Below are 22853 nucleotides of genomic sequence, written 5' to 3'. Positions count from 1 at the left end.
GCCAGAAACGAAACGGGGCCGCACCCGGATGGGTGCGGCCCCGTCTCCTCCGTCTACCGTCTGTCGAACCGACTGCTACCGTCCGGGCCGCGCGTCAGCCGCCGAGGCTGGCGACGATGCGGCGGGCGTAGCCGGTCAGCGCCTCGCCCTGGGCCGGCGTGAGGTCGCCGGCCAGCACGTAAGCCTCCACCTGGTTGATGAACGCCTGCAGCTGGTTCATCGCCGCGCCCGTGTCGCCGCGGTTGAGCGACGCCGTCGCGTTGCGCAGGATCGCGGTGAGCGCCACCACGTTGCCGCTGCCGAGCGTGGGCCCCAGCGCGCTCACCTGCGACATCAGCTCGCGGATCCCCTGCTGCGCGCTGAGCACCGTCACCGTGGCGGTGCGGCTCCCCGACAGGCCGCCGTCGTCCGTCACCGTCACGGTCACCGTGTAGGTGCCCGCGGCGGCGTAGGCGTGCGACAGCGAGAAGCTCTTCCCGTCGAGCGCGAGCGGCTGGGCGCCCGAGCCGTCGCCGTAGTCCACCGTGGCCGTCCAGGTGTCGGGGCCCGGGTCGGCGAAGCTCCCCGCCGAGGAGTACGTCTCGCCCGGCAGGATGGTGGCTCCGGCGAAGGCGGCCACCGCGGGCGCCACGTTGGTCACCACCACCGTGGCGGTGCGGGTCCCGGGGGCGCCCTCGTCGTCGGTCACCGTCACCGTCACGGTGTAGGTGCCCGCGGCGTGGTAGGTGTGGCTGAGCGAGAAGCCGTTGCCGTCGAGCGCGAGCGGCTGGGCGCCCGAGCCGTCGCCGTAGTCCACCGTGGCCGTCCAGCTGTCGGCGCCGGGGTCGCCGAAGCTCCCCGTGGCGGCGTAGCCCTGGTGCGCCAGGATGCTGGCCCCGGGGAAGGCGGCCACCGCGGGCGCCACGTTGAACACCGTCACCGAGGTGGTGGTGGTGGACTCGGCGCCGGCCGGGTCGGTCACCGTCAGCGTCACCACGTAGTTGCCGTTGTCGGCGTAGGTGTGGGTGGGCTTCGCGCCCGTTCCCGTGGTGCCGTCGCCGAAGTTCCACGCGTAGGTGAGCGCGTCGCCGTCGGGGTCGCTCGACGCCGAGCCGTCCAGGGTGACGGCGGAGCCCTCCAGCCCGTTGTACGGCCCGTCGGTGGCGGCCACCGGCGCGCGGTCGTTGGCCTCCACCAGGATCTCGATCTGGTTCGGCAGGCTCGCCAGGAGGTCGTAGCCGGTCTCGGCCTCGAGCTGGTCGACGGTGACCGCGAAGTTCTGCCACGGGGTGTTGCGGATGGCGGCGGCCGTGGTGAGCAGGTTCGGCATCTTCACCGCGATCACCTGCAGGTCGGCCGCCGAGTGCACGTCGGCCAGGCCCTCGCCGGCGTCCACCACCACCGCGACCTTCCAGGTGTAGTCGGGGATGGCGACCTTCCCCTCGTTCTTGAGCGTCGCGGGGCTCGCGGCGTAGATGCCGCCCGCGATCACGTACACTTCCTTCCCGCCGGTGCGCACCATGTCGTTGAGCGCGATCTCGAGCTGCGCCCACGGCCCCTGGTTGTTGTTGGCCGCCTGGGGGAGGATGTTCGTCAGCAGGAAGGTGCTGGCGTTCTCCTGGTCGGTGGTGGTGCGGCTCTCCGACTGCACCATGTGCCCGCGGTCGTACCCGCCGTTGCGGTAGTCGAAGTCCACCACGTGGTAGACGTCGGCCGGCAGCGTCTGGTCGGCCGAGAAGCAGTCGCAGCGCGGGGCCGCGCCGAACTGCGTGCCGTTCAGGTTCCACGCCACCCAGTTGGGCCCGCCGCGCCCGGGGTTGTACGAGGTGACGAACTGGCGCTTGTTGAGCAGGACGCCCGCGGGCCCGCCCGCCGGGGCGCCGAACTCCACGTGGTTGCGGTAGATGGCCGGCGTGGTGGCGTCGGCGTCGATCACGCTGAAGTTGGCCTGCCCGACCACGCCGTTGGGCGCGGTGGCGCGGATGGTGGTGGTGCCCACCGACACGCCCGTGATGTAGCCGAGCGAGTCGACCGTGGCCACGGCGGGGTTGCTGCTGCTCCAGGCGAGCGCCGGCGGCGGAGACATGACGGCGCCGGTGCCGTCGCGCACGGTGGCGAAGGCGGGCTTGGTGTAGCCCACCGGCACCCGCTGCGGGAAGTTGATGGAGATGCTGATGGCGGCCGGCACTCCCGGCTCGCCCGGCGGCACCGAGTTGTTGGCCGCGCCCGGCGTGCCGCGGTCGCCCGCGCCGAAGATCGTGGTCGAGTTGAACCAGCCGCTCCCGGCCACGTCGGTGTTGTCCGACGTCGGGCTGGTGAGCGCCCGCGAGGCCCCGCGCGGGGGCGCCACGGCGTAGGCCACCGAGTCGACGGTGGCGCCGCTGGCGTTGCGCAGCGCCAGGTAGTCGGAGGTGTTCGACAGGTTGAGCGTGGTGGCCGTGGCGTAGCTGTACGCCAGGGTCACGCCGCCGTTGCTGCCGGGGTCGTCGTTGCGGCCGAAGACCGCGTAGCCGCCCGCGGGGATCACCACGCTGCTGGCGATGGTGTGCGGGGCGTCGTTGTTGGAGGCGATCGTCCACCCCTGCACGTCGACCGGCGCGGCGCCGGGGTTGTGCACCTCGAACCACTCGCCGTCGGCGTCGAGCACGGCGCTGGGGTCGGCCAGGATCTCGTTGATCACCAGCGCGCCCACGGGCGGCGGGGGAGGCGGCGGCGGGATGGCGCCGTTGTTCTGGGCTCCCGGGGTGCCCTTGTCGACGGAGTTGTAGGCGGTGGTCTGCGTGGCCCAGTTGGCGCCGGTGCCGCTCATCAGCGTGTTGTCGAGCAGCGGGTTGACCACGCCGCGCGACGCGCCGGTGGGGGGCGAGCTGGTCCCCCAGTGCACCGAGTCGACCGAGACGCCCGACGGGTCACGCAGCGCCAGCCAGTCGGTGTTGCTGTTGTTCAGGTTGAGCGTGACGGTGCCCACCGTGTACACGTACGCCGCGCTCACGCCGCCGTTGACGGTGGTGTTGCCGTTGCGGGCCAGCACCACGTAGCCGCCGGCCGGAACCGGCACGCTGGACGAGATGGTGTGCACGGCGTCGTTGGCCGAGGCGATCTTCCACCCCTGCAGGTTGACGTCGGTGTCGCCGGCGTTGAAGACCTCGAACCACTCGCCCACCTCGTCGGCGACGGCGGCAGGGTTCGGCATGATCTCGTTGATGACGATCCCGGCGTTGCCGGTGAGGGCGCGGCGGGGGCCGGCCGGCGCGGTGAGCGTCGGGTCGGTGATGCCGGCGTCGGTGCAGGACCACAGCACCAGCGCCAGCGCGCCGAGCACGGGGGCGCGGAAGGAATTCAGTCGCATCGGATCCGGAGGCGGAAAGTGAAGACGCCCCCGGTTCAAATCCGGCGGGGGCGTTGCAGCGCGTGCGGCGGGCACCGCACAGATTCGAAAGCTAACACATTTACCGCCATCTGGCAATTGTTTCGGCGCAACGAATCCGTTGCCGGGCGACTGCGGGCGTCGGCGGGTAAGTCGTTGGACCACAAATGTTTATCCCAGGGCGCGAAGAGGGCTGGTCCGCGGCGCGCGGGGGCCCTTCTCCTGGCGCCCGGGGAGCCCGTCCCTCACCCGAAACACCCTGGGGAGGGGACTTCGGCGCTGCGCGCGGCGAAACGGGGTGCAGGCGCCGCCCCGGGGCAGGACCTGGGGTTTTCATGCTCCTGCCGCCCCAGACTCCAAAAGAGCGACAGAGTGAACGAAACCGACTAACTTGCCACCCGCGGATTTTTCCGCGCTCTCCCTACCCTTCTTCCGGAGGTGGCAAGATGAGGTTTCGCATGATCGCCCTGCTCGGGCTCCTGGCGCTCGCTTCTGCCTGTACGACCGGCAGCCCCACGGCGCCCGAGACAACTCCCCCTGAGCAGGCGAGGTTCGAAGGTACGGGGTACATGGGCAGCGGGAAGTGATCCTCTGACCCATTCGGAACGGGCGGCGGACAGGTTTATGCCGCCGCCCGATCCTGTTGAAGCGTGCGAAGAAATACCTCGGTCACCGCATCAGTCGCTCGGGAGGGATGATCTGGCGCTGGCGCGGGTTCGGATCTGACGGACCGAAGGGAATCAAGAAGGGCTTCGGCCTCCAGTACGGACTGGCCTTCCTGCCGGGCACGAGCCAGTTCCATTGCCTGTCTCGCAGGCACCGAAGCTCTTGCCGCTTCACCGCGGAATGCGGCCCCGTGGGCGAGGTTTAGAAGAATGGCGATCGTGAACGGCTCGGTTAACCCTTCCTCGACCGGAAAGAAGGCCTGAGTCCAGGCCCGCTCGAAGACCTCGAGGTTACCGGCTCCGGCTGCGGCTCTCGCGATATCAGACCAGACCAGCGCCCGTTCGGCCGGCGCAGTGAAGTGCTCAAGCACCTCCTGGGCAAGCGGCAGCGCCCGCCCAAAGTAGCCGCGCTGGATGAAGCGATACTCCAGATCGCGCGCCAGGCGCGGGCGGAAGCGCGAACCGCTCGGATAGGCTTTGAGGGCTTTCACCACGCAGGACTCGGCCGCATCCCAATGGCCCGAGGAGGCTTCGAGGACAAAAAGGTTGTGGTACGCGGCTCCGGCTTGCTCGACCAGGTGATGCCGAAGGGCAGCGCGCAAGGCGCGTTTTAGAACCTGACGGGCTTTCGGAAAGTTGCCGCGCTCCAGATAGAGGTAGCCGAGGCTGACACAGGCGAGGGAGTAGGCGTTCCAATCGCCGGACCTGCGGGCCAGAAAAATGGCATGGTCGAACCAGCTCCAGGCGCGCGCCCACTCCGCCCGCATCCTGAGCGTCCGCGCCGCCCGCACGGCATACATGGCCTTTTTCGGGTCAGTAAGGCTCGCCATCTGCGCGTATTCGGATGCGGTTGCAAGCCTGCTCTGCTGTTCTGACCAATCAGCGATCAGGTCGCAACCGGCGGCAATCTCAGCCGCGGCTGGAGCCTCCGCTGCCGTGAGCTCGCAGATCAGCAGAAGCGGGGGCTTGACCGGAGTGAACCGCTCCTCCAGCTCGTCGATCAGGCTGCGCCGGTCGACCGTCAGCCTGTGAAAGAGTTCCTCTCCCAGACTGGCCGTAGCCGAGAGCTCCACATCCCGAAACGACTGCCAGAGGACGAATCCGGCGATCCCGGCATACTCTTCGAGGATTTCAGACCCGCTGAAGGCAAGGGTTCCGATCCGGTGAAGCAGCGGCCGAGGCGCCCGGAAAGGGACGAACGGCCGGCGGCGCGGATCGGAGGGCCTGGTCATTTTTTTGTTCCGGTAGCGGGGGCGGAGGCCTTCAAAGCAAACAGGCTGAACAATAAAGCGCGGCTTACCGGCCGAAAAGGTTGTTCAAACGCAGGAGTCCGCCAACAAAGTGCGCTCTCCATGCGCAAGGCCGGCGCCAGGGGAGCGGAGTCCGAAGGGAACGATCAGTATTCGAGCAGGACCTCCTCGGGCCGGTGACCGCCGGGCGACTCCTGTCTCGCAGGCTGGACCGCGGGTATCCCGGCCGGTTCCTCCCGGTCGAACGCGAGTTCTGCCAGCTTCCCTCCGGGCGGAGATGTCGAATCGTGCACGAAGCCCACCCGCGCAGGCTCGTTCGGGGCGGGGGATGGGGTTCGGCGCGTCGGGCGGACTTCGGTGACCAGGCTTCGCGTGAGGGATGCGCGCCCGACAGGGCCGGGACGCCGCCGCCACGGGGGTTATGTGGCGGCGGTGGCCCGGCGCGGTTGGGCACAGTCGTATCGTGCCCTACCGCGCGCGCAGCCCGGCCCGGAGCGCAGCGGAGGGACACGCCCGGGACCGCAGTGCGAAGTGCGAGGTGCGAAGTGCGAAGTGCGAAGTGCGGGCGGCTCAGGTCTCGATGGCGATGGTGCGCAGGCCGGCCAGGTTGCCGCGGCCGTCGCTGCCGACGGCGTAGCAGCGCACCTCCATGGTGCCCAGGCGGAAGACGCGGACCTCTCCCAGGCTCGCCTCCAGCACCCGGCGCAGGTCCTCGTAGCGGGGGCGGATGCGCTGGGCCTCGACGTCGTAGGGGTCGCTGGTCTCGATGTGGCGCGCCAGGAAGTGCTCCAGCGAGCGCTCCTCCCGCTTCTCGCCCGGCGCCGCGCCGAGGCGCCGCGCGAACTCGTCCACGCCGTACGGCCACCCCGCCGCGCCGCCGGGGAGGAAGAACCACTCGAACGGCCGGTCGGACTCGCTGGTGTAGACCAGCCCCCCGGCGGCGGACTCCAGGCGCGCGCGCAGGGCGGGGTCGGGGGCGGCGGTCGGCTCGGGCATGGTTCGGGAGACCGGGTGCGCGTGACGGAGGGATCGAGGTCGCCACGAACGACGAAGGGGCGAAGGCCGTGCTTTTCGCCCCTTCGCCGCGCCGTGCCGCCTTCAGACGGCCGGGACGGGGGGTGGGGGCGAGACCTCCTCCACCGGGAGCGGGCCGGGGCCGGGGACCTGGACGACCACGGGCTTCTCGCCCATCCCCAGCGCCACGTCGCGCAGGAAGACGGTGAGCGGGATGGCCAGCACGGCGCCGGTGGGGCCCAGCACCCACGCCCAGAAGATCACCGAGAGGAAGCTGAGCAGGGCCGACATCTTCATCTCGGCGCCCACGTAGCGCGGGCCGATCACGTTGTCGACCACGTTGTTGATGATCATGTAGACCACCACCACGATCACCGCCTGCTTCCACCCCAGCCCCAGCAGCGCCATGAGCGCGGGCGGGATCACCGAGAGGGTGAACCCGATGTTGGGGACGAAGGAGAGCAGGAAGGAGAACACGGCCCACAGCAGCGCGTGCTCCACCCCCATCACCAGCAGCAGCACGTAGTCGAGCGCGGCGGCCACCAGCCCCAGCACGGCGCGCACCCCCATGTACGCCCGCATCTTCTCGGTGAACGCCTGGAAGCGCAGCCCGAAGTCGGTGCGGGAGGCGGCGCGGGTCTCCACGTCGCGCTCCATGCGCGCCACCCCGCCCAGCATGAACGCGAAGATGAAGAGGGTGAGGCTCAGGTTCCCCACCGCTCCCAGCAGCGCGGTCACCATCGAGACCGCCACCCGGGCGGCGTCGCGCCCCCCCACCAGCGACGGCAGGTCGGCGGGAAGCCGCGGGCCGATGCTGGGGTCCGCCTTCAACTGCTGGAACAGGCCGTTGAGCTGGGCGACGTAGGACGGGAGCTGCACGGCCACCTGGCGCAGCGAGCCCGCCAGGAAGGCGACCCCGACCAGGCCCGTGAGCACCACCACCAGGATCACCACCGTCACCGCCAGCCCCGAGGGGACGCGGCGGCGGGTGAGCGCGTTGACGGTGGAGCCCAGGAGCACGGCCAGGAAGACGGCCATCATCACCGGGTTCAGCACCGAGGCGGCGGCGCGCATGCCGGCGGCCAGGATCACCAGGCATGCGCCGATCAGCAGCCACATCAGCGGCAGCCGGCGCATCATCGTCGAGAAATTCATCGCGGCGGATTCTCGCTCGGGACCGGGAAGAGAGGCGGGAGGCGGCGGCGGACGCCCGCGCGCGGCGGGCGGATCAAATGTATGCGCCGGACGCACTTGGCGGAAGCGTGCCGTGCGGCGGGCGGCCCGGCGCATGCGGCACGTTGCGCGGCGGGGGGGCGGGGAGCACCTTTCCCGCGCCCGCTCGCGCCGTTCAGCCCAGACCCGGCCGGGGATCCGCCGATGGACGTCTTCAAGGTCTTCCAGTTCGAGGCCGCGCACCTGCTGCCGAACGTGCCGCCCGGCCACAAGTGCGCGCGGCTGCACGGGCACTCGTTCCGGGTGGAGGTGCACGTGGCCGGGCCGGTGGACCCGCGCCTGGGCTGGGTGATGGACTTCGCCGACGTGAAGGCGGCGTTCCGGCCGCTGCACGACGCGCTCGACCACCGCTACCTGAACGAGATCCCCGGCCTGGAGAACCCCACCAGCGAGAACCTGGCGCGCTGGATCTGGGAGCGCCTGGCGCCGTCGCTCCCCGGCCTCCGCAAGGTCGTCGTCCGCGAGACGTGCACCTCGGGGTGCGTGTACCGGGGCGAGGAGGCGGAAGTGCCTGGACGTTGATCCGGCGGGCCACCGCAAGCGACCCGCCGGATCCCATGGCCCTTCCGGGGCCGCCCTGCCGGCGCCGACAACTCAGGGCTCGAACCAGACGGGCGCGGTCCAGGCGCGATCCGCCAGAACTCCACTGCGTTGGCGCACCTTCAATAATACGTACTGCCCCGGGCCGCTGTACCGGACCCCGCCGATTCGCAGCGGTGTCCCGGCGGGGGTGTCTCCCTGGACGGTTCGAGAGGTGACGAACCGCGCCGGCTCGCCGCCCGCTTTGTCGTCCGCGAACACCGAGACCGTGTACTGGGCGTTCGGCTCGTCCGCGTCGCGGATGGTGAGTTCGATTGGCAATTCTGAGCCGATGGCCGGTGGATCACGGACGATGTCCCCTGTCAGGTGCCCGCCCACACGGAAGATCAGTTCCAGGTTGCGGTCTTCGCTCGCGTAGACGTGCCGGTTCCGGAGTGCGCCCATGACCTTGGCGCGGGTCAACTCATCTGCGATCACGGCGGTGCGCACATCGGTGACCGTGCCCCAGGTGGCATAATGGTTGTCTTGGTCTCCTGTGGGAGCAAGGTGGAATCCCACATTGAGATAGTGGAAGAAGTCCTCCTCCATTACTTCTTCGGCGCGGTGCCCTGCGCTGCTCTCCATCGCCGGCCCGTTGAGGACCTCGATCAGCGAGGCGTGGCGCCCCATCATTGCTATCCAGTTTTCCTCCGAGCCGAAGTCGTCGGCGCCGTACTCCTTCGACGTGCTGTGCAACGCCGGGTGATTGAACTGGAGCACCGCTGGATGGCCGGTGCCATCGGGATGGTCCTCCAGCCAATCTATCAATTCGGCGAATTCGCCGTTGCTTACCTCAATGACCCGGTCGACGTCGAACACGTTGACGTGGTTCCCCTTGCCGATGGTCGAGAACTCCTGGCCGTAGATGGCGACGAAACGCCCATCTTCATTGTATCGATTCGCGCTCGGGATCAGGGCGGAGTTCTGCGGACCCGAATAGAGCCTGTGGTCCGTTCCGATCAATCGTCCGTCGGCGCGCTCTCCGGCGCCGAACTCGGCCCCCGCGTGGTTGTGCTCTGTGATTGCGAGGAAGTCGAGACGGGCGGCGTCGCGGGCGTGTCTGTACGCGCGCGAGGGGGTGCCTGTGCCGTCGCTGTACGAGGTGTGGCTGTGCAGATTGCCGAAGAATACGCGCTGGCCAGAGGCGTTGGAGGCTGAAAGCGCTGAGCACAGGAGTGCGGCCACTGGCATGGTCGCACGAATCGACACGGAGGCGAGTATTGGGCTCATTTTTGTTTCTCCTGCGAACGTTGGCGAAGAAAGAAACGGCGGAGCGGTGGGTCTGGAGCGGCTACATCAATGATGCGGGAATGTGGCGGCAGGTCAAGGAATACCGCATCAAGCACCGGATCCACGAAATTGAGTGCTTTCTTGGCCGATAAGCCTTCAATCCGTACAAACACCCCTCCAATCCGTACAAGCCCGGGCGTGCGGGGAACGCTAGTTTTTCCGTGACCACGTCCGCAGACCCTTGCCCGGGCCACGCGCATGCGAACCTCATCCCGAAGACGGCTCTGCTTCCTCTTCGCCGCGACGGCGATCCTCGCAGCGATGCCCGCCGTGGTCCGGGCGCAGGACGGAGGGTGGGAGCTGGTGCGGCTCGACCTGGAGGTCGACGTGCTGCCGGACAGCGCGCGGCTGCGGATCGGCGGGACGATGCACCTGCGCTCACGGGGCCGGCCCGCCGCGGGCCCGGTGCTGGTGGTGAGCGCGGGGGCGGCGGCGCTCGACGAGGTGACGGGGCCGGGAGTGCAGGCCACTCTCAGCGCGGGGCGCGACTCGGCGCGGGTGGCGCTGGAGGGCGGCGCGGGCGCGGACTCGCTGGTGCTCCGCTTCCGCGCCCACACGCTCGTCGCGCTCGACCCGGGGCGCGGCTTCTCGGTGGGGCGGGAGGGGGCGTTCGCCTCGTGGCGGGGCAACTGGTACCCCGGCCTGGCCGGCGCGGCGGGAGAGCCGCCCGCGCTGGCGGCCCCGGGCGAGACGCGGGTGCGGATGCCGGCGGGGTGGCACGCGCTGGCGGTCGGCGTCCTGGCGGACAGCGCCGACGGAGGCATGGGGCGGAGCGAGACGTGGCGGACGGGGCGCCGGCTCGCCCGCAGCTTCGTGGCGGGGCCGTACGTGGTGAGCCGGCACCGCGTGGGCGCGGCCGAGGTGGCGGTCTACCTCTCGCCGGGGCACGCGCGCAAGGCGGCGCTGTACGCCCGCGCCATCCCGCCGATGGTGGAGATCCTGGAGCGCGCGTACGGGCCGTACCCGTTCGAGTCCTTCGCCATCGCGGACCTGCCGGCCGCGCTGGCGCCGCCCGGGTTCGGCGGGCGCTCGGAGCCGGGCTACTTCGTCGCCCACACGCACGCGCTGCTGGGCGACAGCGTGAACGTCCCGCTCTTCGCGCACGAGCTGGCGCACATGTGGTGGCCCAACCTGGTGGACTCGCGCCCGCCCGGCGACGACATGGTGGACGAGGCGCTGGCCAGCCACGGCGCCGCGCTGGTGGTGGAGGCCACGCGCGGGGCGGCCGCGGCCCGCGCGCTGCTGCGCGACGCCGACCCGCTCTTCGGCACGCGCGCGCACGTGCACCTGTGGCGCACGGGGCAGGACCGCCGCCTGCTGGACGACTACACGCCGCTCCCCGCGCGCTCCAAGGGGCCGTGGATCTACCAGATGCTGCGCGAGCGCGTGGGCGACGCGGCGTTCTTCGGCACGCTGCGCGCGCTGGCGCGGGAGCGCGCGGGCGGCGCGATGTCGCTGGTGGACCTGGCCGACGCGTTCCGGCGCGCCGTCCCCGCCGACACCGGCCTGGCTCGCTTTTTCGCGGACTGGCTGGAGCGGCCGGGGCTGCCGGTGCTGGACGTGTCGTGGCGCGCGGAGCGGGGCGCGGACGGGCCCGCCGCGCGGGTCACCCTCCGCCAGCGGACGGCGCCGTACCGGCTCCCCCTCGCCATCGCCGTCGACGGCGCCGCGGGGACGCGCACGCACCGGGTGCTCCTGGCGGACTCGGTCGCGACGTTCCGGCTGGCGTCCGCCGGGGCGCCCACCGGCGTGCGCCTGGATCCGGAGCACCGCCTGCCGCTGTGGGAGCGCGCGTTCGGGCCGGTGCCGGGGGTGACGGAGCGGTGGAGCGAGGCGGAGTTCCGGGCGTGGCTGCGCGCGGAGGTCCCCTGGCTCGCGGCGGGGCTCGGGGCGACGGCGGTGGCGGTGGCCGTGGTGGAGGACGGGCGCGTGGCGTGGGCGGAGGGGTTCGGCACCGTCGCGCCGGGCGGGGCGCCCGCGACCGCGGCGACGCGCTTCGACGCGGCGGAGCTCGCGCGCCTGCCGCTGGCGCTCGCCGCGCTGGAGCTGGCCCGCCGCGGCCGGCTCGCCGACACGGCCGGGCTGGACTCGCTGCTCCGCGGCCGCGCCGCCGAGCAGGCGGAGCTGCGGCGCCGCCTGGAGACCCTCGGCGAGCCGGCGGCGCTCGCGCGCGAGGTGGTGCTGGCCCCGCTGGGAGCGCGGGCGGACGGGGCGGGCGCCGTGGCGCTGCCGCGGGAGACGGTCGACCCGGCGGCGGCGGCGGCGTTCGAGACGAGCGCGGCGGAGCTCGGCGCGCTCCTGGCGGCGCTGCTCCGCGCCGCGGCGGGCGATGCGCCGGCGCCGCTGGACGCGGCCGTGGCGCGCCGGCTCCTCGCGCCGGGCGCCGACGCGGGCCGCGACCTCCTGGGGCCGGCGCGGCGCGCGGGCGGCGGCCTGCGCGTGGCCGAGACCCCGGCGGGGCCGGCCTTCCACGCGGCCGGGATCGGCGCGGGGCACACGGCGCTGCTGGTCGGCTTCCCGTCGCCCGGGCGCGGCGCCGTGGTGCTCGCGAACCACGGGCTGACGGGCTACGGGCTGGCCGTGCAGGTGCTGCAGCGGCTGGCGGTGCGGTACGGCTGGCCGGTGGTGCCCGGGGTGGCGCCGTGACGGGCGCGGCGGGGCACGCGGGCGTGGTGCGGGCCGCCGGGACGCCGTAGCTTGCCCGGGTCGGCGGATCGGCCACCCCTCGCCCCGGTCGTCACCATGCAGACGGTCCCCCTGCTCGCCGCCGGCCGGTTCTGCGGCCGCGCGGTCCGCCGCGCCCACGCCGGCTCCTTCCTGCTGGAGGAGACGGGCTACCGCCCGCGCCAGCGCCTGGAGGCGCACGCGCACGAGCGGGCGCTGCTGTGCGTGGTGCTGGAGGGGAGCTGGCGGGAGCGCTCCGGCGGCGCCGCGGCCGAGTGCGTCCCCCTGGACGTGCTGTACCGGCCGCCGGGCGAGGTGCACGCGCAGGAGTTCAGCGCGCGTCCGGCGCGGTGCTTCAGCCTGGAGATCGGCCCGGAGGTGACCGCGCGCTACGCGGACCACACGCGCGCCCTGGGGCAGCGCCTGGGCGGGGCCGCCTCGCCCCTGCAGCCGCTGGTGGCGCGCCTCAGGCGGGAGCTGCTGGAGGCCGACGCGCTGTCGCCGCTGGCGGTGGAGGGGCTGTGGCTGGAGATCGTGGCGACCGCGGGGCGGGCGCGGCCGGGGCGCGGGGCGGACCGCCCCGGATGGCTCCCCCGCGCGCTCGACTGGCTGCGGGCCCACGCGGCGGGCCCCGTGACGATCGCCGACGCGGCGGCCGCCGTGGAGGTGGAGCCGCCGCGCTTCTCGCGCGAGTTCCGCCGCGCCATGGGGTGCACGGTGGCGGGCTACCTGCGCTCGGTGCGCGTGCGTGCGGCCGAGCGGCTCCTGCTGGACCCGGGCGTGCCGGGGGCCGAGGTGGCGCTCCGGGTGGGCTTCTACGACCAGAGCCACTTCTGCCGCGCGTTCAAGCGCGAGACGGGGCTCACCCCGACGGAGTTCGCCGCGGGGAGGGCCGGCGGCCGTCCGGGAGCCCAGGGGCCGGGCGATCGGGATCCGCGCGGCCCGGGGACGAGTGCCTGAAGACACCCGCTGGAGCCACGGAAAGCCTCGCCGACCCCGCGAGGCTTCAACCGCAACCCGCGGGGCGGAGCCGGCCCTCTGGTGATCGGCTCCGCGCGCTCGGGACGAACGGCCGAAGGGCCGGGCGGCACCCTCGCCGCCCGGCCCTTCATCCGTACTTCGTACTTCCGTACCCCCGGCTCAGCCGCGGGCCTCGAACATGGCGTATTCCTGGAAGCTGCACTCGCCCACGGGGACGTAGACCTTCTCGGGGCGCGTGACGCCCGGCTCGGCGTAGACCGTGACGCCGCGGTACTCCGCGAACCGGGCCACCCGGCCGGGGAGGATCTCACGCGCGAGGCCGGACCGCTTGTAGGTGCGCGTGCCCAGCACCATGTCCTCGTCCTCGATCAGCCAGCGGGCGGAGGCCGCCGTGGGCTGCGCCGGGTACGCCTCGCGGAAGGCGCGCCGCTGGCCGGCCACCACCACCGTGCTGTCGCCGCGCTCGGCATCGATGAGCCCGTACACCTGCACCGGGCCCGACGCGGCGAGCACGCACAGGGCGAACGGCCGCGGCGGCGGCGGGGCCGCGACTGCCGGCGGCGGCGGCGACACCAGCGGCGCGCAGGAGGCACCCAGCTCGGTGCGCCCGTGGTTCTCGATGGCCCCCGTCACCATGCGGGCGAGCACCGAGCCCACCGCCAGCACCGCCTCGGGCCGGCTCTCCAGCCAGCTCTCGGGGACGGCGTCCAGGTAGGCGTTGTACACGGCCACCGCGGCGTTCACCCGCGAGGGGATCATGTAGCCGGGACGCTCGGGGTTCAGCTGCGAGGTGACGGCCACCAGCCCGTCCAGGTGCTTCACCAGGCGCCGGGCCGCGGCGGCCCCGCCCCGGCTCTCGGGGGGCGTGAGCGCGGCGGCGAGCCGGTCCTCGGCCACGTCGCTGTCCTCGCCCGCGAGCACCGAGCCCAGGTCCGCCTGCACGGCGCTGCCGAGGGCGGGCGCGGCCACCAGGGTGGGGCGCAGCCGCTGGCCGGAGAGGTCGGCCGCCACGGTCTGGGCGGCGTTGCGGACTCCCCAGGCCACGGGGCAGGAGTAGCTCTTGGCCACCCCCGGCTCCAGCCCCAGCATGTCGGCCGTGGTGAGGGAGACGAAGGTGACGTCGGACTGGTCGGAGCGGGAGAAGCCCGGGTAGACCACCTGGGCGCCGGCCGCGGGCGCGAGGGCCGCCGGCAGCAGCGCGAGCGCGCCCCAGAGGAGGCGCCGGACGAAAGGTGCGTTCATCGTAGGCTCAGCCTCAGTAGGGGTACGAAATCCCGAAGCCCACGCCGATGATGGCGCGCGGCTCGGTGGTCAGGTCGGCCGCCCCGGCGGTGATCACCAGCGGGAAGCGGCGCAGCGGCACCAGCGAGACGCCGGCGTTCAGGTCCTGCCCGGTCCAGCTGGCGATCACCGAGGCGGGCTCCACCACGCGCACGGCCAGGCTGCCGAACACGTTCGCCGACTCACGGTCTTCCAGGATGTTGTCCTCGGTGCGGAAGCGGCCGTTGCCCACGCCCACCGTGGCGGCCACGCTGCTGAAGGGGATGGCCGGGTCGTCCTGGAGGAAGAACACCTTGCTCACCACCCCGTAGACGCTGCTGCCGGCGTCGGTGAAGGGGCCGTCGTCTTCACCGCGCAGGTGCCCCCAGCCCACGGCGTTCTCCCACCCCACGGCGATGCCCGTGGCGCCCGGGAGCATGCGGTGCAGCTTGAATGAGAGCCCGCCGCGGCAGCAGCTGCGGAAGGTGCCGAACTGCGAGGCGGCCACCTCGAGCCCCACGTAGCGCCGCGCGTCGCCGAGCCCCAGCCCGATCACGGCGCCGCCGTCGGCGTCTTCGGAGAAGCGGGTGCGCGACTGGTAGCCGACGCCCACGAACACGTCGCCGAAGTCGGCGCCGAAGCCGGTGGGGACGCCGATGGCGATGGCCGGCGCGGCGAAGGAGCCGCGCGCGGGGACGTCGAACGAGGGCGGCAGCGGGATGCGCAGCTGGTCGCGCACGCCCTGCGCGGAGGCCGGTGCGGCGAGCACGCCGGCCGTGGTGAGGAAGAGCGCGGCGGCTCTCCAGAGGGCCGACCCTGCACGTGTCATGGGTTTCTCCCGGGCGGGTGCGTTGCCGGCGGCGGCCCCGTCCGGCGGCCGCCGTCACTTCGCGCCGTGCCGGCGCGTCCGGGGCTCAGGGGCAGACGCCATGCCTTTGCCCGCGCCCCGCATAAGTGACGGCGGGAAAACCACTTGGAGCGAACGCGGGCCGGGTCTTCCCCGGCGCGGTGCCTTGGAATGTTACCGCCCGCCGCAACATCCCGTTACAGCGCCGCCTCTTCTCCCGCCACCCGAACTGGCACCGTTCCCGGTATCAGCGGGGACGAAACCCCGCCCGTCGCGGCGGCGGGGGCCCCCTCCCTGGCGCCTGAGGCGCCTGTCCCTCCCCCGCTGCGCGGGAGAGGGACTTCCTCGCTCCGCTCGTAGCGGGCGCGGGATGCGGCGTTGTGCCGACAAGACGGGGTTCGCGGGCTGTTCCCTGTCCCCTGTCCCCTCGCCGTTCGCGTGAGGGATGCGCGCCCGGAGGGCCGGGACGGCGCCGCGACAGGGGTATCGTCGCGGCGGCGGCCCGGCGCGGTTGGGCACGGTCGTATCGTGCCCTACCGCGCGCGCAGCCCGGCCCGGAGCGCAGCGGAGGGACACGCCCAAACCGCAGTGCGCAGTGCGAAGTGCGAAGTCCTGGGTGCGGAGTGCGGGTGTCGGGGTGGCGGGCCGGCGCTTTCTCGTCCGGAACGGGCGCCGGATCGCGATCCACATTACCGATCCGCACCGATCCGCGCGCGCGGGCATGAAGAAGCGCGGCTTCCGAACGACACGCCCGTATCGCGGCGTGGCAGGGGGTTGTAACGCGGCGATGCGCGCCGCCGGGAGACGCCGCGATCGTAGGCGTGGACACATGCCGAAACGCAGCTTACACTTACGGGCTGATACGCGCATCCGTGGCAGAGATGGCCCGGCACCTGCCTCTCCCTGAGGCGGGCCCTGCGCCCGCTGCCTCGCCTCCGTTCCCCCCGGAAAAACTCGAAGCATGGTGACCCTCACCCCCACGACGCCCCTGCTCGGCGCCGTAGACGGACGCCCGCGCGTGCTCCTGGTCGACGACGAGGCCGGGATCCGCCAGGTGCTGCGCCAGCTCCTGGCCGGCGAGCCGTACGAGGTGCTGGAGGCGCCCGACGGGGCCGCCGCGCTGCAGCTGTTCGCCGAGCGGGGGGCCGACGTGGTGCTCACCGACCTGATGATGCCGGGGATCAGCGGGATCGACCTGCTCAAGAGCGTGAAGGCGATGGACGACACCGTCGCCGTGATCCTGCTGACCGGCGCGGGGACGATGGAGAACGCCATCGCGGCGCTCCGGCTGAGCGCCGACGACTACCTGCTGAAGCCGTTCAACATCGACCAGGTGCTGCACGCGCTCTCGCGCGCGGTGGAGCACCGCCGCCTGCTGCTGGAGAACCGCTACTACCAGAGCCGCCTGGAGCAGCGCGTGCGCGAGCAGGCCGACCAGATCGAGCAGATGTTCCTGGACGGGCTGCTCACCATCGCCAACGCGGTGGAGGCGCGCGACCGCTACACCCGCGGTCATGTGGAGCGGGTGACCATCTACGCGGTGGCCACCGGCGCCGAGCTGGGCCTGGGCGAGGAGGAGCTGCGCGCGCTGGCCGTCTCCGGGCTCCTGCACGACGTGGGGAAGATCGGGATCCCCGACCACCTGCTCACCAAGCCGGGGACGCTCACCCCCGAAGAGTACGCGGTGATGAAGCAGCACCCGCTGATCGGCGCGGCCATCGTGGAGCGGAGCTCGTCCTTGCGCGAGGCGGTCCCCGGGATCCTGCACCACCACGAGCGCTGGGACGGCGCGGGCTACCCCTTCGGCCTGGCGGGCGAGGCGATCTCGACGGCCGGGCGCATCGTCTCGGTGGTCGACACCTTCGACGCCATCGTGAGCAGCCGCCCCTACCGCGCCGAGCGCCCCGAGCCGGTGGCGCTGGAGGAGCTGCGCCGCTGCGCGGGGACGCAGTTCGACCCGCGGGTGGTCGACGCCTTCCTGCGCGCCTTCGGGGAGGGCTTCAAGGGCGGCGCGGAGCTCTCCTGCATCCAGGCGCTGCGCCTGCACGACGCCGCCCGCCCCGACCAGTCGCTCCCCGAGCGGCTGCGCGCCGTCCCGCTGCTGAACTGACCCGCCCCCCGGACCCGCCGCCCCGCCCCATGTCCAACCCGTTCGCGCTCCCCCCCGCGCCCGGCACGCCCGCCCTCCCGCCCGAGCGGGCGGGGGCGGCGCTCGCCGCGCTGGCGCGGGTGGTGGAGGCGGCGGCGCGACCCGGCGAGACGGAGCGGCTCTTCCGCACCCTGGCCGAGGCGCTGGCGCTCGTGGCCGACGCCCCCGCGGCCGCGCTGGCCACCCCCGACGCGGCCGAGCCCGACACGCTGCGGCTCCGGGCGGGCACCGGCGCGCTGGCGGGCGAGGAGGGGGAGCTCCTCCCGCTCGAGGGGAGCCTGGCGGGGGGCGCCTTCCAGCAGCAGGCCACGCGGACGACGGGCGCCGTGTCCGCCAACCCGGCGGCGTTCCTGGTGGAGCGCGACCTGGGGGGCCCCTACCTGGCGGCGCCGCTCCTGGTGGAGGGGCGCGCGGTGGGGGTGGCCGTGGCGGCGCGCGCCGCCGGCGAGCCCGCCTTCGACGAGGCCGACCGCGCGGCGGTGGAGCTGGTGGCGCGGGCGGCCGCCGCGGCCGTGGCGGGGGCCCAGGCGCACGACGCCCGCCGCCGCAGCCGCGCCGCGCTCGACGCCTGGCGAGCCGGGCGCCAGGTGCAGGGCCGGGCCGAGCGGCTGGAGGCGGCGCTGGAGCTCGGGCGGGTGGTGGTGCTGGAGGTGGAGCGCGGCACGGGCGCCGCCCGCTGGAGCGGCGCCGTCCAGGCGGTGCTGGGGGTGGCCCCGCAGGCGCTGGGGGCGCGGCTGGACCACTGGATCACCCGCGTGCACCCCGACGACCGGGGGAGCCTGGCGGCGCTCCTGCGCGGCGAGACGCCGCGCCCGGCCCGGCTGCAGGTGCGCCTCTCCGACGCCACGCAGATCTACCGCGCCTTCGAGCTCACGGCCGACGCCGCGCCCGGCGAGGGCGGCGCCGAGGTGCTCCTCTGCGCGCTCCGCGAGGCGCGGCGCGAGGAGGCCGAGCCCGCCGCCGAGCCGCCGCCGCGCGCCTCGGCCCGCCGCGCCCGGGAGGCCGCCGCGCCCGAGGCGGAGCCCGAGGCCGCGCCCGCCCCGCCGGCGGCGCTGCCCGCGTTCATCCGGGCGGTGCGCCACGAGCTGAACAACCCGCTGGCGGTGGTCACCGGCGAGGCGCAGCTGCTCCGGCGCGAGTGGCTGGTGCAGGCCGAGCCCACCCTGGAGCGCCAGGTGGCGGCCATCTACGACGCCGCCCAGCGGCTGGGCGACCTGGCGGCGCGGCTGGCGGCGCTGGAGCACGACCCCGCCGCGCTGGTGATCACCGACGAGGGCGGCGTGGGGATGCGCGCCTCCGAGAACGGCGCCGGCGGCCCCTCGCCCGGCGAGCCGGCGTAAGACCTCCCGAACCTCCGCGGCGTTTCATCCCCCGGAACCCTTCCACCGCCGGTCAGGCACAGTGGCCACCATCCTCCTGTCGAGCCCGCCGCCCAGCATCGGGTCGTGGCTCGCGTACCGGCTCCGCGGCAACACGCTGGAGCTGCTCTTTTCCCCCGACGAGGTGCTCGGGCGCCTGCGCACGGAGCGGGCGCCTTCGCTGGTGGTGCTGCACGCCGCCGGCCCCGACGCCGAGCTCGAGGCCGACGTGGTGCGGGTGCGCGAGGCGTGCGGGCCGGCCGTGCCGATCCTGCTGAGCGTGGACCTGGAGGGCACGTTCCCCGACCCGCGGCTGCTGGGCCGGCTGCGACGCCTGCACGGCGCCACGCTGGTTCCCGCCGACCGGGCCGAGCTGCTGCGCGCGGTCCTGGAGGCGCTCCCCCAGGCGGCCGTCCCGCGCGCCTGCCGCCCCGAGGCGGAGGTGCCGGTCCGCCGCTTCCCCGACCGCCCCGTCCCCGTCCGCGCCGCCTGATAAGAACATCAGGTCTCACGCAGAGTCAGCGGAGTCAGCGGAGGAACCCCCTCCGCTGGCTCTGCCGGCTCTGCGTGAGAAGTCGTGAGCCCGACAGGTGGCCCTCCCGCGAGCGTCGACATCGGGGTATGCGTCGGGCGCTCTGATTGACCGGCTACACGACGTACGGTAGGTTTTTTGAGAGTGTGGCCATCATCTTGAGCTGAAGGATGCGAACCCGAGCCATGGAGTGAAGGACCATGGTTGCGAAGAAAGACAGGAAGCTGGCGGAGCTGATCCTGTACGTGGCGGAGCGCTCCGAGGCTGACCGGTTCTTCGGGGCGATCAAGCTCAACAAGATCCTCTTCTACGCCGACTTCCTCTTCCACCAGAAGACCGGGCGCTCGATCACGGGCCAGGAGTATCAGCGGCTCCCGAACGGTCCCGCGCCGCGGCGGCTGGTCCCGGTGCGCGACGCGCTCGAAAAGGCCGGCGATCTCGCGCTCAGGACCCGTTTCGTGGGCGGTCTCAAGCAGGTCCGGGCGATCGCGATCCGCGAGGCCGACCTCTCGCCCTTCAGCGGGGAGGAGATCGCGATGGTGGATTTCGTGATCGAGGCGCTGCGAGGCCTGACCGCCGCGGAGTCCAGCGAGCTTTCACACGCCGAGCTCGGCTGGAAGCTGGCCGAGGAGGGGGAGACGATTCCGTACGCGACGGTGTTCCTCTCGGAGCGGAAGATCACCCAGGAGGAAGCCGACTTCGCGCTGCAGCTGGCGGAGCTGTAAAGCGGCGTCCCCCCTTCGCGCGCACGCTTTCGGCCCCGCTTCCGATGGGAAGATACATCCTCTACGAGGTGGTGGAGTCGCAGCGCTTCCGGGCTCAGATGGGAGAGCACTCGGACATCCAGCGCTGGGACGAGGTGATGGAGGCCGTGATCTTCGCGCTCGCACGCGACCCGCACGGGATCGGGCAGCCGACGAGCCACCCCGAGATCTTCGCGTTGCCGACGGAGGCGGCCCCCGGAGTTCCCGCGTTCGTCATCTACTACCGCATTCTGCCGAAGCAGGTGGAGCTTGTAGGGCTGAAGCTGGTGGACGATGCGCTCGAATTCTGAGCGTGCAGGCAGGCGCGAGGTCGTACCCCTACCGGAAGAAAAAGCCGGCGCCCGCTGTAGATGGTCTCCGCCGGGCGGCGTCCGCATCTACCCCACGCAAGCGATGCCCACCTACCAGGAGGTCCGGGAGCGGCTGAAGACCGGGGACCTGCTGCTCTTCTCCGGGACCAGCGCCATCTCCACCACCATCAAGTTCTGCTCGGGGGGCAGGTGGTCGCACGTGGGGATGGTGGTGCGCCTCCCCGGGCGCGACGAGCCCTTCCTCTGGGAGTCCACCACCCTGGTGGACGTCCCCGACGCGGAGACGGGGCTCGCCCGCCCCGGGGTGCAGCTGGTGACGGTGGCGGAGCGGGTGGCCACCTACCGGGGCGAGATCATGCTGCGCCCGCTCGACCGGCCCCTCACCCCGCCGATGCTGGCCCGGCTGGAGGAGGTGCGGCACCGCTTCGCGGAAACGGAGTTCGAGCGGAGCCGGCTGCAGCAGCTGCGCGCGGCGTACGACGGTCCCGGCGGGGCCAGCCCGGGCGAAGACCTCTCCAGCGTCTTCTGCTCCGAGCTGGTGGCCGAGGCGTACCAGGCGATGGGCCTCCTCCCCGAGTGGCCCGAGGGCCCGCCGTCCAACGAGTACGTCCCCCTCGACTTCTGCGCCGAGCGCGGGCTGCGGCTGGGCCGCGGGTACGCGCTGGGCCCCGAGGTGCCGATCACCGCGGGGTAGGAGCTGCACCCGACGGCGCACTTCGCACGTCGCACTTCGCGGCTCGCACGCTCCCCTTGCGTCCGCGCCGTCCGCGCACTACATCCGTATACCGCCCACCCGGAGGCCATTCCCCGCCTTCTCCGACGATGCCCAAGATCCCCCAGAAGCTGAAGGAGAACCGCCGCGAGGCCATCCTCCAGGCCGCGGTCGACTGCCTGGCGAAGCACGGGCTCGCGGGCACCAGCATGCGCACCATCGCCGAGGCGGTCGGGCTCACCAAGGGCGGGCTGTACCCGTACTTCGAGAACAAGGAGGCGATCCTGGCCGCGGTGGTCGAGCGCTACGTGGGGCAGCAGCTCGAGCTGCTGGAGCCGCGCGAGGGGATGAGCCCCGCCGACCAGCTCACGGCGTTCATGGAGAGCTTCATGATGGCCGGGCTCGACCCCAAGATGGCCGCCACCCAGCGGGGGTTCATCGACCTGTGGACCTCGGCGGGCGACGTCCCCGCGGTGCGCGCCTCCATCGAGCACCGCTTCGCGGCGTTCCTGAGCGCCATCGCGGCCCTGGTGCGCCGGGGGCAGGAGGAGGGCGCCTTCCGCCGCGAGGTGGACCCCGACCACGTGGCCGGGCTGATCCTGGCCGCGCGCGACGGCATGGTGTTCCAGCACGTGAAGCTGCGCGCCACCATCCCCCTGGCCGAGCTCACCGGCTTCCTGCGCCGGCTCCTGCTCGACCAGCTCCAGCCCCCCGAGGCCCCGCGCGCCCCCTCCGGCGGCCGCCGCGCCCGCGCGGGCGCCGACGCATAACCCTCCCTCCACGACCAGGCGGACTCCAGGCCCCGCGGCGAGCGCCCGGGGCTTTTCGCCTGTCCGGACGAGCCGGTGACGGTTGATCGGCCGTCCCCGACAGAAGATCAGGAAATCCCCCACACGCGAATCGCGCAGCCCCCTACGAGGCGTCCTCCCGCCGCCCCGTTGTATTCCCGCGGGCCCGGGGAGGCCGCGCGGCGCAGTCCTTCAGGCCGAGCAGGAGATCCGGGGAGTCCTCGTCAGGGAGCCTCTAGCGATGCGAGACGCCGATCAGGCCGTGCCGGTGGTGGCGCGGATCGTCCTTCCGGGGCACCGCGACGCCGAAGGGAAGGCGGAAGTGGTCCCCGTCCCGTTCTGGTCGCGCGCCGTGCGCACCGCCGCGCTGGCGGGCGCGTGGGCCGCCGCGGCGGTCACCATGTTCTTCGTGACCATCTTCGACCCGTTCCTCACCTCGATCCCGGTGCTGGTGGGGGCGTTCACCGTCTACCGCAGCTGGCGGGGCCAGTACCTGGTCCGCTCGTTCCAGGGCGGCTGCCCGCGCTGCGGCACGTCGATTCGGCTGAAGCCCGGCGCGCGCATCAGCGTCCCGCACCCGATGGTGTGCTATTCGTGCCACCACGAGCCGGAGCTGAGCTTCTGATCCCGTTTTCCAGGGATGGCGCTGGATTGCGATCCTCCGACGAGAAGCCTCGCACGGAGTTGACGGAGTCAGCAGGGGAACCCCGCCGTTCTCCGTCAACTCCGTTTCCTCCGTGTGATACCATCTTCCGAAACCGACTGTGCATTCCACTTAAGACGAAAGGGTCATCCTGAGGGAGCGTCCGCGCGTAATTCGCTCCCGCACCAAGGGTGGGACGCGACCGAAGGATCTACTCCGCGTGCTGGTGGCCAGATGCAGCGCGCGGAAGCCGGCCTCGCTTCGGGGTGAGTAGATCCTTCGGTCGCCGCCAAACATCGGTGCTGAAACAGATTCGGCGCAGCGGCTCCCTGAATAGAAACTACGGAGCCGGGGTCGCGCTCTTCAGGCGGCCTTCCGCAGTTCCACCTTGTAGCCGAGCCTCTCCAGACGCCGCTGCAGGCGTCGCGCTACGCGCTCTCCACCCTGGGAGTCGAAGTAGTCCGGGC

General features: G+C 72.6%; 18 protein-coding genes. 11 read left to right on the top strand and 7 right to left on the bottom strand.

The genetic code is table 11. From position 1 onward, the window contains the following. Positions 1–94: 94 nt before the first annotated feature. The 4 genes from VF746_02365 to VF746_02350 all read right to left on the bottom strand — a co-directional run bounded on the left by VF746_02365 (position 95) and on the right by VF746_02350 (position 7430). Positions 95–3328, bottom strand: coding sequence for a PKD domain-containing protein (locus VF746_02365; GenBank protein ID HEX8691259.1), 3234 nt, complete (start codon positions 3326–3328; stop codon positions 95–97). A 640-nt stretch (positions 3329–3968) separates the two neighbouring features. Continuing rightward, complete coding sequence (locus VF746_02360; GenBank protein ID HEX8691258.1) at positions 3969–5243, bottom strand: hypothetical protein; 1275 nt, start codon at positions 5241–5243, stop codon at positions 3969–3971. 588 nt (positions 5244–5831) lie between these two features. Beyond that, the gene (locus VF746_02355) at positions 5832–6257 is read right to left on the bottom strand and encodes a nuclease A inhibitor family protein (GenBank protein HEX8691257.1); all 426 of its coding nucleotides are present in this window, start codon (positions 6255–6257) and stop codon (positions 5832–5834) included. Positions 6258–6359: 102 nt separating this feature from the next. After that, entirely contained in the window at positions 6360–7430 is a 1071-nt protein-coding gene (locus VF746_02350) for an AI-2E family transporter (GenBank protein ID HEX8691256.1), read from the bottom strand. Between the two features lie 222 nt (positions 7431–7652). Here VF746_02350 and queD point away from each other — a divergent pair, with 222 nt between their 5' ends. Further along, positions 7653–8030 carry a 6-carboxytetrahydropterin synthase QueD gene (gene queD / locus VF746_02345; protein HEX8691255.1) on the top strand — a complete coding sequence of 126 codons (378 nt, stop codon included), beginning with the start codon at positions 7653–7655 and terminating at the stop codon, positions 8028–8030. A gap of 72 nt (positions 8031–8102) precedes the next feature. Here the strand turns inward: queD and VF746_02340 are convergent, their stop codons facing one another. Next, entirely contained in the window at positions 8103–9317 is a 1215-nt protein-coding gene (locus VF746_02340; protein ID HEX8691254.1) for a CehA/McbA family metallohydrolase, read from the bottom strand. A gap of 321 nt (positions 9318–9638) precedes the next feature. Here VF746_02340 and VF746_02335 point away from each other — a divergent pair, with 321 nt between their 5' ends. Beyond that, positions 9639–12023 carry a hypothetical protein gene (locus VF746_02335; protein HEX8691253.1) on the top strand — a complete coding sequence of 795 codons (2385 nt, stop codon included), beginning with the start codon at positions 9639–9641 and terminating at the stop codon, positions 12021–12023. A 96-nt stretch (positions 12024–12119) separates the two neighbouring features. Then, positions 12120–13001, top strand: a complete 882-nt coding sequence (locus VF746_02330) for an AraC family transcriptional regulator (protein ID HEX8691252.1) — start codon at positions 12120–12122, stop codon at positions 12999–13001. Between the two features lie 180 nt (positions 13002–13181). On the opposite strand, the gene VF746_02325 is transcribed toward VF746_02330, so the two are convergent. Together VF746_02325 and VF746_02320 are read right to left on the bottom strand one after the other, a co-directional pair. Continuing rightward, positions 13182–14264 carry a hypothetical protein gene (locus VF746_02325; GenBank protein ID HEX8691251.1) on the bottom strand — a complete coding sequence of 361 codons (1083 nt, stop codon included), beginning with the start codon at positions 14262–14264 and terminating at the stop codon, positions 13182–13184. A 13-nt stretch (positions 14265–14277) separates the two neighbouring features. After that, the gene (locus VF746_02320; protein HEX8691250.1) at positions 14278–15111 is read right to left on the bottom strand and encodes a hypothetical protein; all 834 of its coding nucleotides are present in this window, start codon (positions 15109–15111) and stop codon (positions 14278–14280) included. Between the two features lie 979 nt (positions 15112–16090). On the opposite strand from VF746_02320, the gene VF746_02315 reads away from it, so the two are divergent. From VF746_02315 to VF746_02280, 8 genes are all read left to right on the top strand, one after another. Continuing rightward, positions 16091–17239 (top strand): HD domain-containing phosphohydrolase, encoded by a 1149-nt coding sequence (locus VF746_02315; GenBank protein HEX8691249.1) that lies wholly within the window; start codon positions 16091–16093, stop codon positions 17237–17239. Positions 17240–17268: 29 nt separating this feature from the next. Next, positions 17269–18618: a histidine kinase dimerization/phospho-acceptor domain-containing protein gene (locus tag VF746_02310; GenBank protein ID HEX8691248.1), complete on the top strand. Its 1350-nt coding sequence runs from the start codon at positions 17269–17271 to the stop codon at positions 18616–18618. 61 nt (positions 18619–18679) lie between these two features. After that, a complete protein-coding gene (locus tag VF746_02305) occupies positions 18680–19129 on the top strand; it encodes a hypothetical protein (GenBank protein ID HEX8691247.1) in 450 nt (149 codons plus the stop codon). A gap of 239 nt (positions 19130–19368) precedes the next feature. After that, on the top strand, positions 19369–19893 hold the full coding sequence (locus VF746_02300) for a Panacea domain-containing protein (protein HEX8691246.1): 525 nt from the start codon (positions 19369–19371) through the stop codon (positions 19891–19893). A gap of 44 nt (positions 19894–19937) precedes the next feature. Continuing rightward, on the top strand, positions 19938–20222 hold the full coding sequence (locus tag VF746_02295; protein HEX8691245.1) for a hypothetical protein: 285 nt from the start codon (positions 19938–19940) through the stop codon (positions 20220–20222). A gap of 103 nt (positions 20223–20325) precedes the next feature. After that, a complete protein-coding gene (locus tag VF746_02290; GenBank protein HEX8691244.1) occupies positions 20326–20937 on the top strand; it encodes a hypothetical protein in 612 nt (203 codons plus the stop codon). A gap of 128 nt (positions 20938–21065) precedes the next feature. Continuing rightward, entirely contained in the window at positions 21066–21725 is a 660-nt protein-coding gene (locus tag VF746_02285) for a TetR/AcrR family transcriptional regulator (protein HEX8691243.1), read from the top strand. A 259-nt stretch (positions 21726–21984) separates the two neighbouring features. Next, entirely contained in the window at positions 21985–22368 is a 384-nt protein-coding gene (locus tag VF746_02280; protein HEX8691242.1) for a hypothetical protein, read from the top strand. Positions 22369–22853 lie beyond the last annotated feature (485 nt).

Origin of the sequence: Longimicrobium sp. (genome assembly GCA_036389795.1) — a bacterium.
Taxonomy (GTDB): Bacteria; Gemmatimonadota; Gemmatimonadetes; order Longimicrobiales; family Longimicrobiaceae; genus Longimicrobium.
Note: the sequence above shows the minus strand (reverse complement) of the source record. Positions and strands in the feature narration are given on the sequence as shown.

Bases quoted from the DNA above. Each gene is read 5' to 3' on its own strand.
- VF746_02310 (HEX8691248.1), top strand. From the start codon at position 17,269: ATGTCCAACCCGTTCGCGCTCCCCCCCGCGCCCGGCACGCCCGCCCTC.
- VF746_02355 (HEX8691257.1), bottom strand. From the start codon at position 6,257: ATGCCCGAGCCGACCGCCGCCCCCGACCCCGCCCTGCGCGCGCGCCTG.
- VF746_02360 (HEX8691258.1), bottom strand. From the start codon at position 5,243: ATGACCAGGCCCTCCGATCCGCGCCGCCGGCCGTTCGTCCCTTTCCGG.
- VF746_02285 (HEX8691243.1), top strand. From the start codon at position 21,066: ATGCCCAAGATCCCCCAGAAGCTGAAGGAGAACCGCCGCGAGGCCATC.
- VF746_02365 (HEX8691259.1), bottom strand. From the start codon at position 3,328: ATGCGACTGAATTCCTTCCGCGCCCCCGTGCTCGGCGCGCTGGCGCTG.
- VF746_02280 (HEX8691242.1), top strand. From the start codon at position 21,985: ATGCGAGACGCCGATCAGGCCGTGCCGGTGGTGGCGCGGATCGTCCTT.
- VF746_02320 (HEX8691250.1), bottom strand. From the start codon at position 15,111: ATGACACGTGCAGGGTCGGCCCTCTGGAGAGCCGCCGCGCTCTTCCTC.
- VF746_02335 (HEX8691253.1), top strand. From the start codon at position 9,639: ATGCCCGCCGTGGTCCGGGCGCAGGACGGAGGGTGGGAGCTGGTGCGG.
- VF746_02330 (HEX8691252.1), top strand. From the start codon at position 12,120: ATGCAGACGGTCCCCCTGCTCGCCGCCGGCCGGTTCTGCGGCCGCGCG.
- VF746_02340 (HEX8691254.1), bottom strand. From the start codon at position 9,317: ATGAGCCCAATACTCGCCTCCGTGTCGATTCGTGCGACCATGCCAGTG.
- VF746_02295 (HEX8691245.1), top strand. From the start codon at position 19,938: ATGGGAAGATACATCCTCTACGAGGTGGTGGAGTCGCAGCGCTTCCGG.
- queD (HEX8691255.1), top strand. From the start codon at position 7,653: ATGGACGTCTTCAAGGTCTTCCAGTTCGAGGCCGCGCACCTGCTGCCG.
- VF746_02300 (HEX8691246.1), top strand. From the start codon at position 19,369: ATGGTTGCGAAGAAAGACAGGAAGCTGGCGGAGCTGATCCTGTACGTG.
- VF746_02350 (HEX8691256.1), bottom strand. From the start codon at position 7,430: ATGAATTTCTCGACGATGATGCGCCGGCTGCCGCTGATGTGGCTGCTG.
- VF746_02290 (HEX8691244.1), top strand. From the start codon at position 20,326: ATGCCCACCTACCAGGAGGTCCGGGAGCGGCTGAAGACCGGGGACCTG.
- VF746_02315 (HEX8691249.1), top strand. From the start codon at position 16,091: ATGGTGACCCTCACCCCCACGACGCCCCTGCTCGGCGCCGTAGACGGA.
- VF746_02325 (HEX8691251.1), bottom strand. From the start codon at position 14,264: ATGAACGCACCTTTCGTCCGGCGCCTCCTCTGGGGCGCGCTCGCGCTG.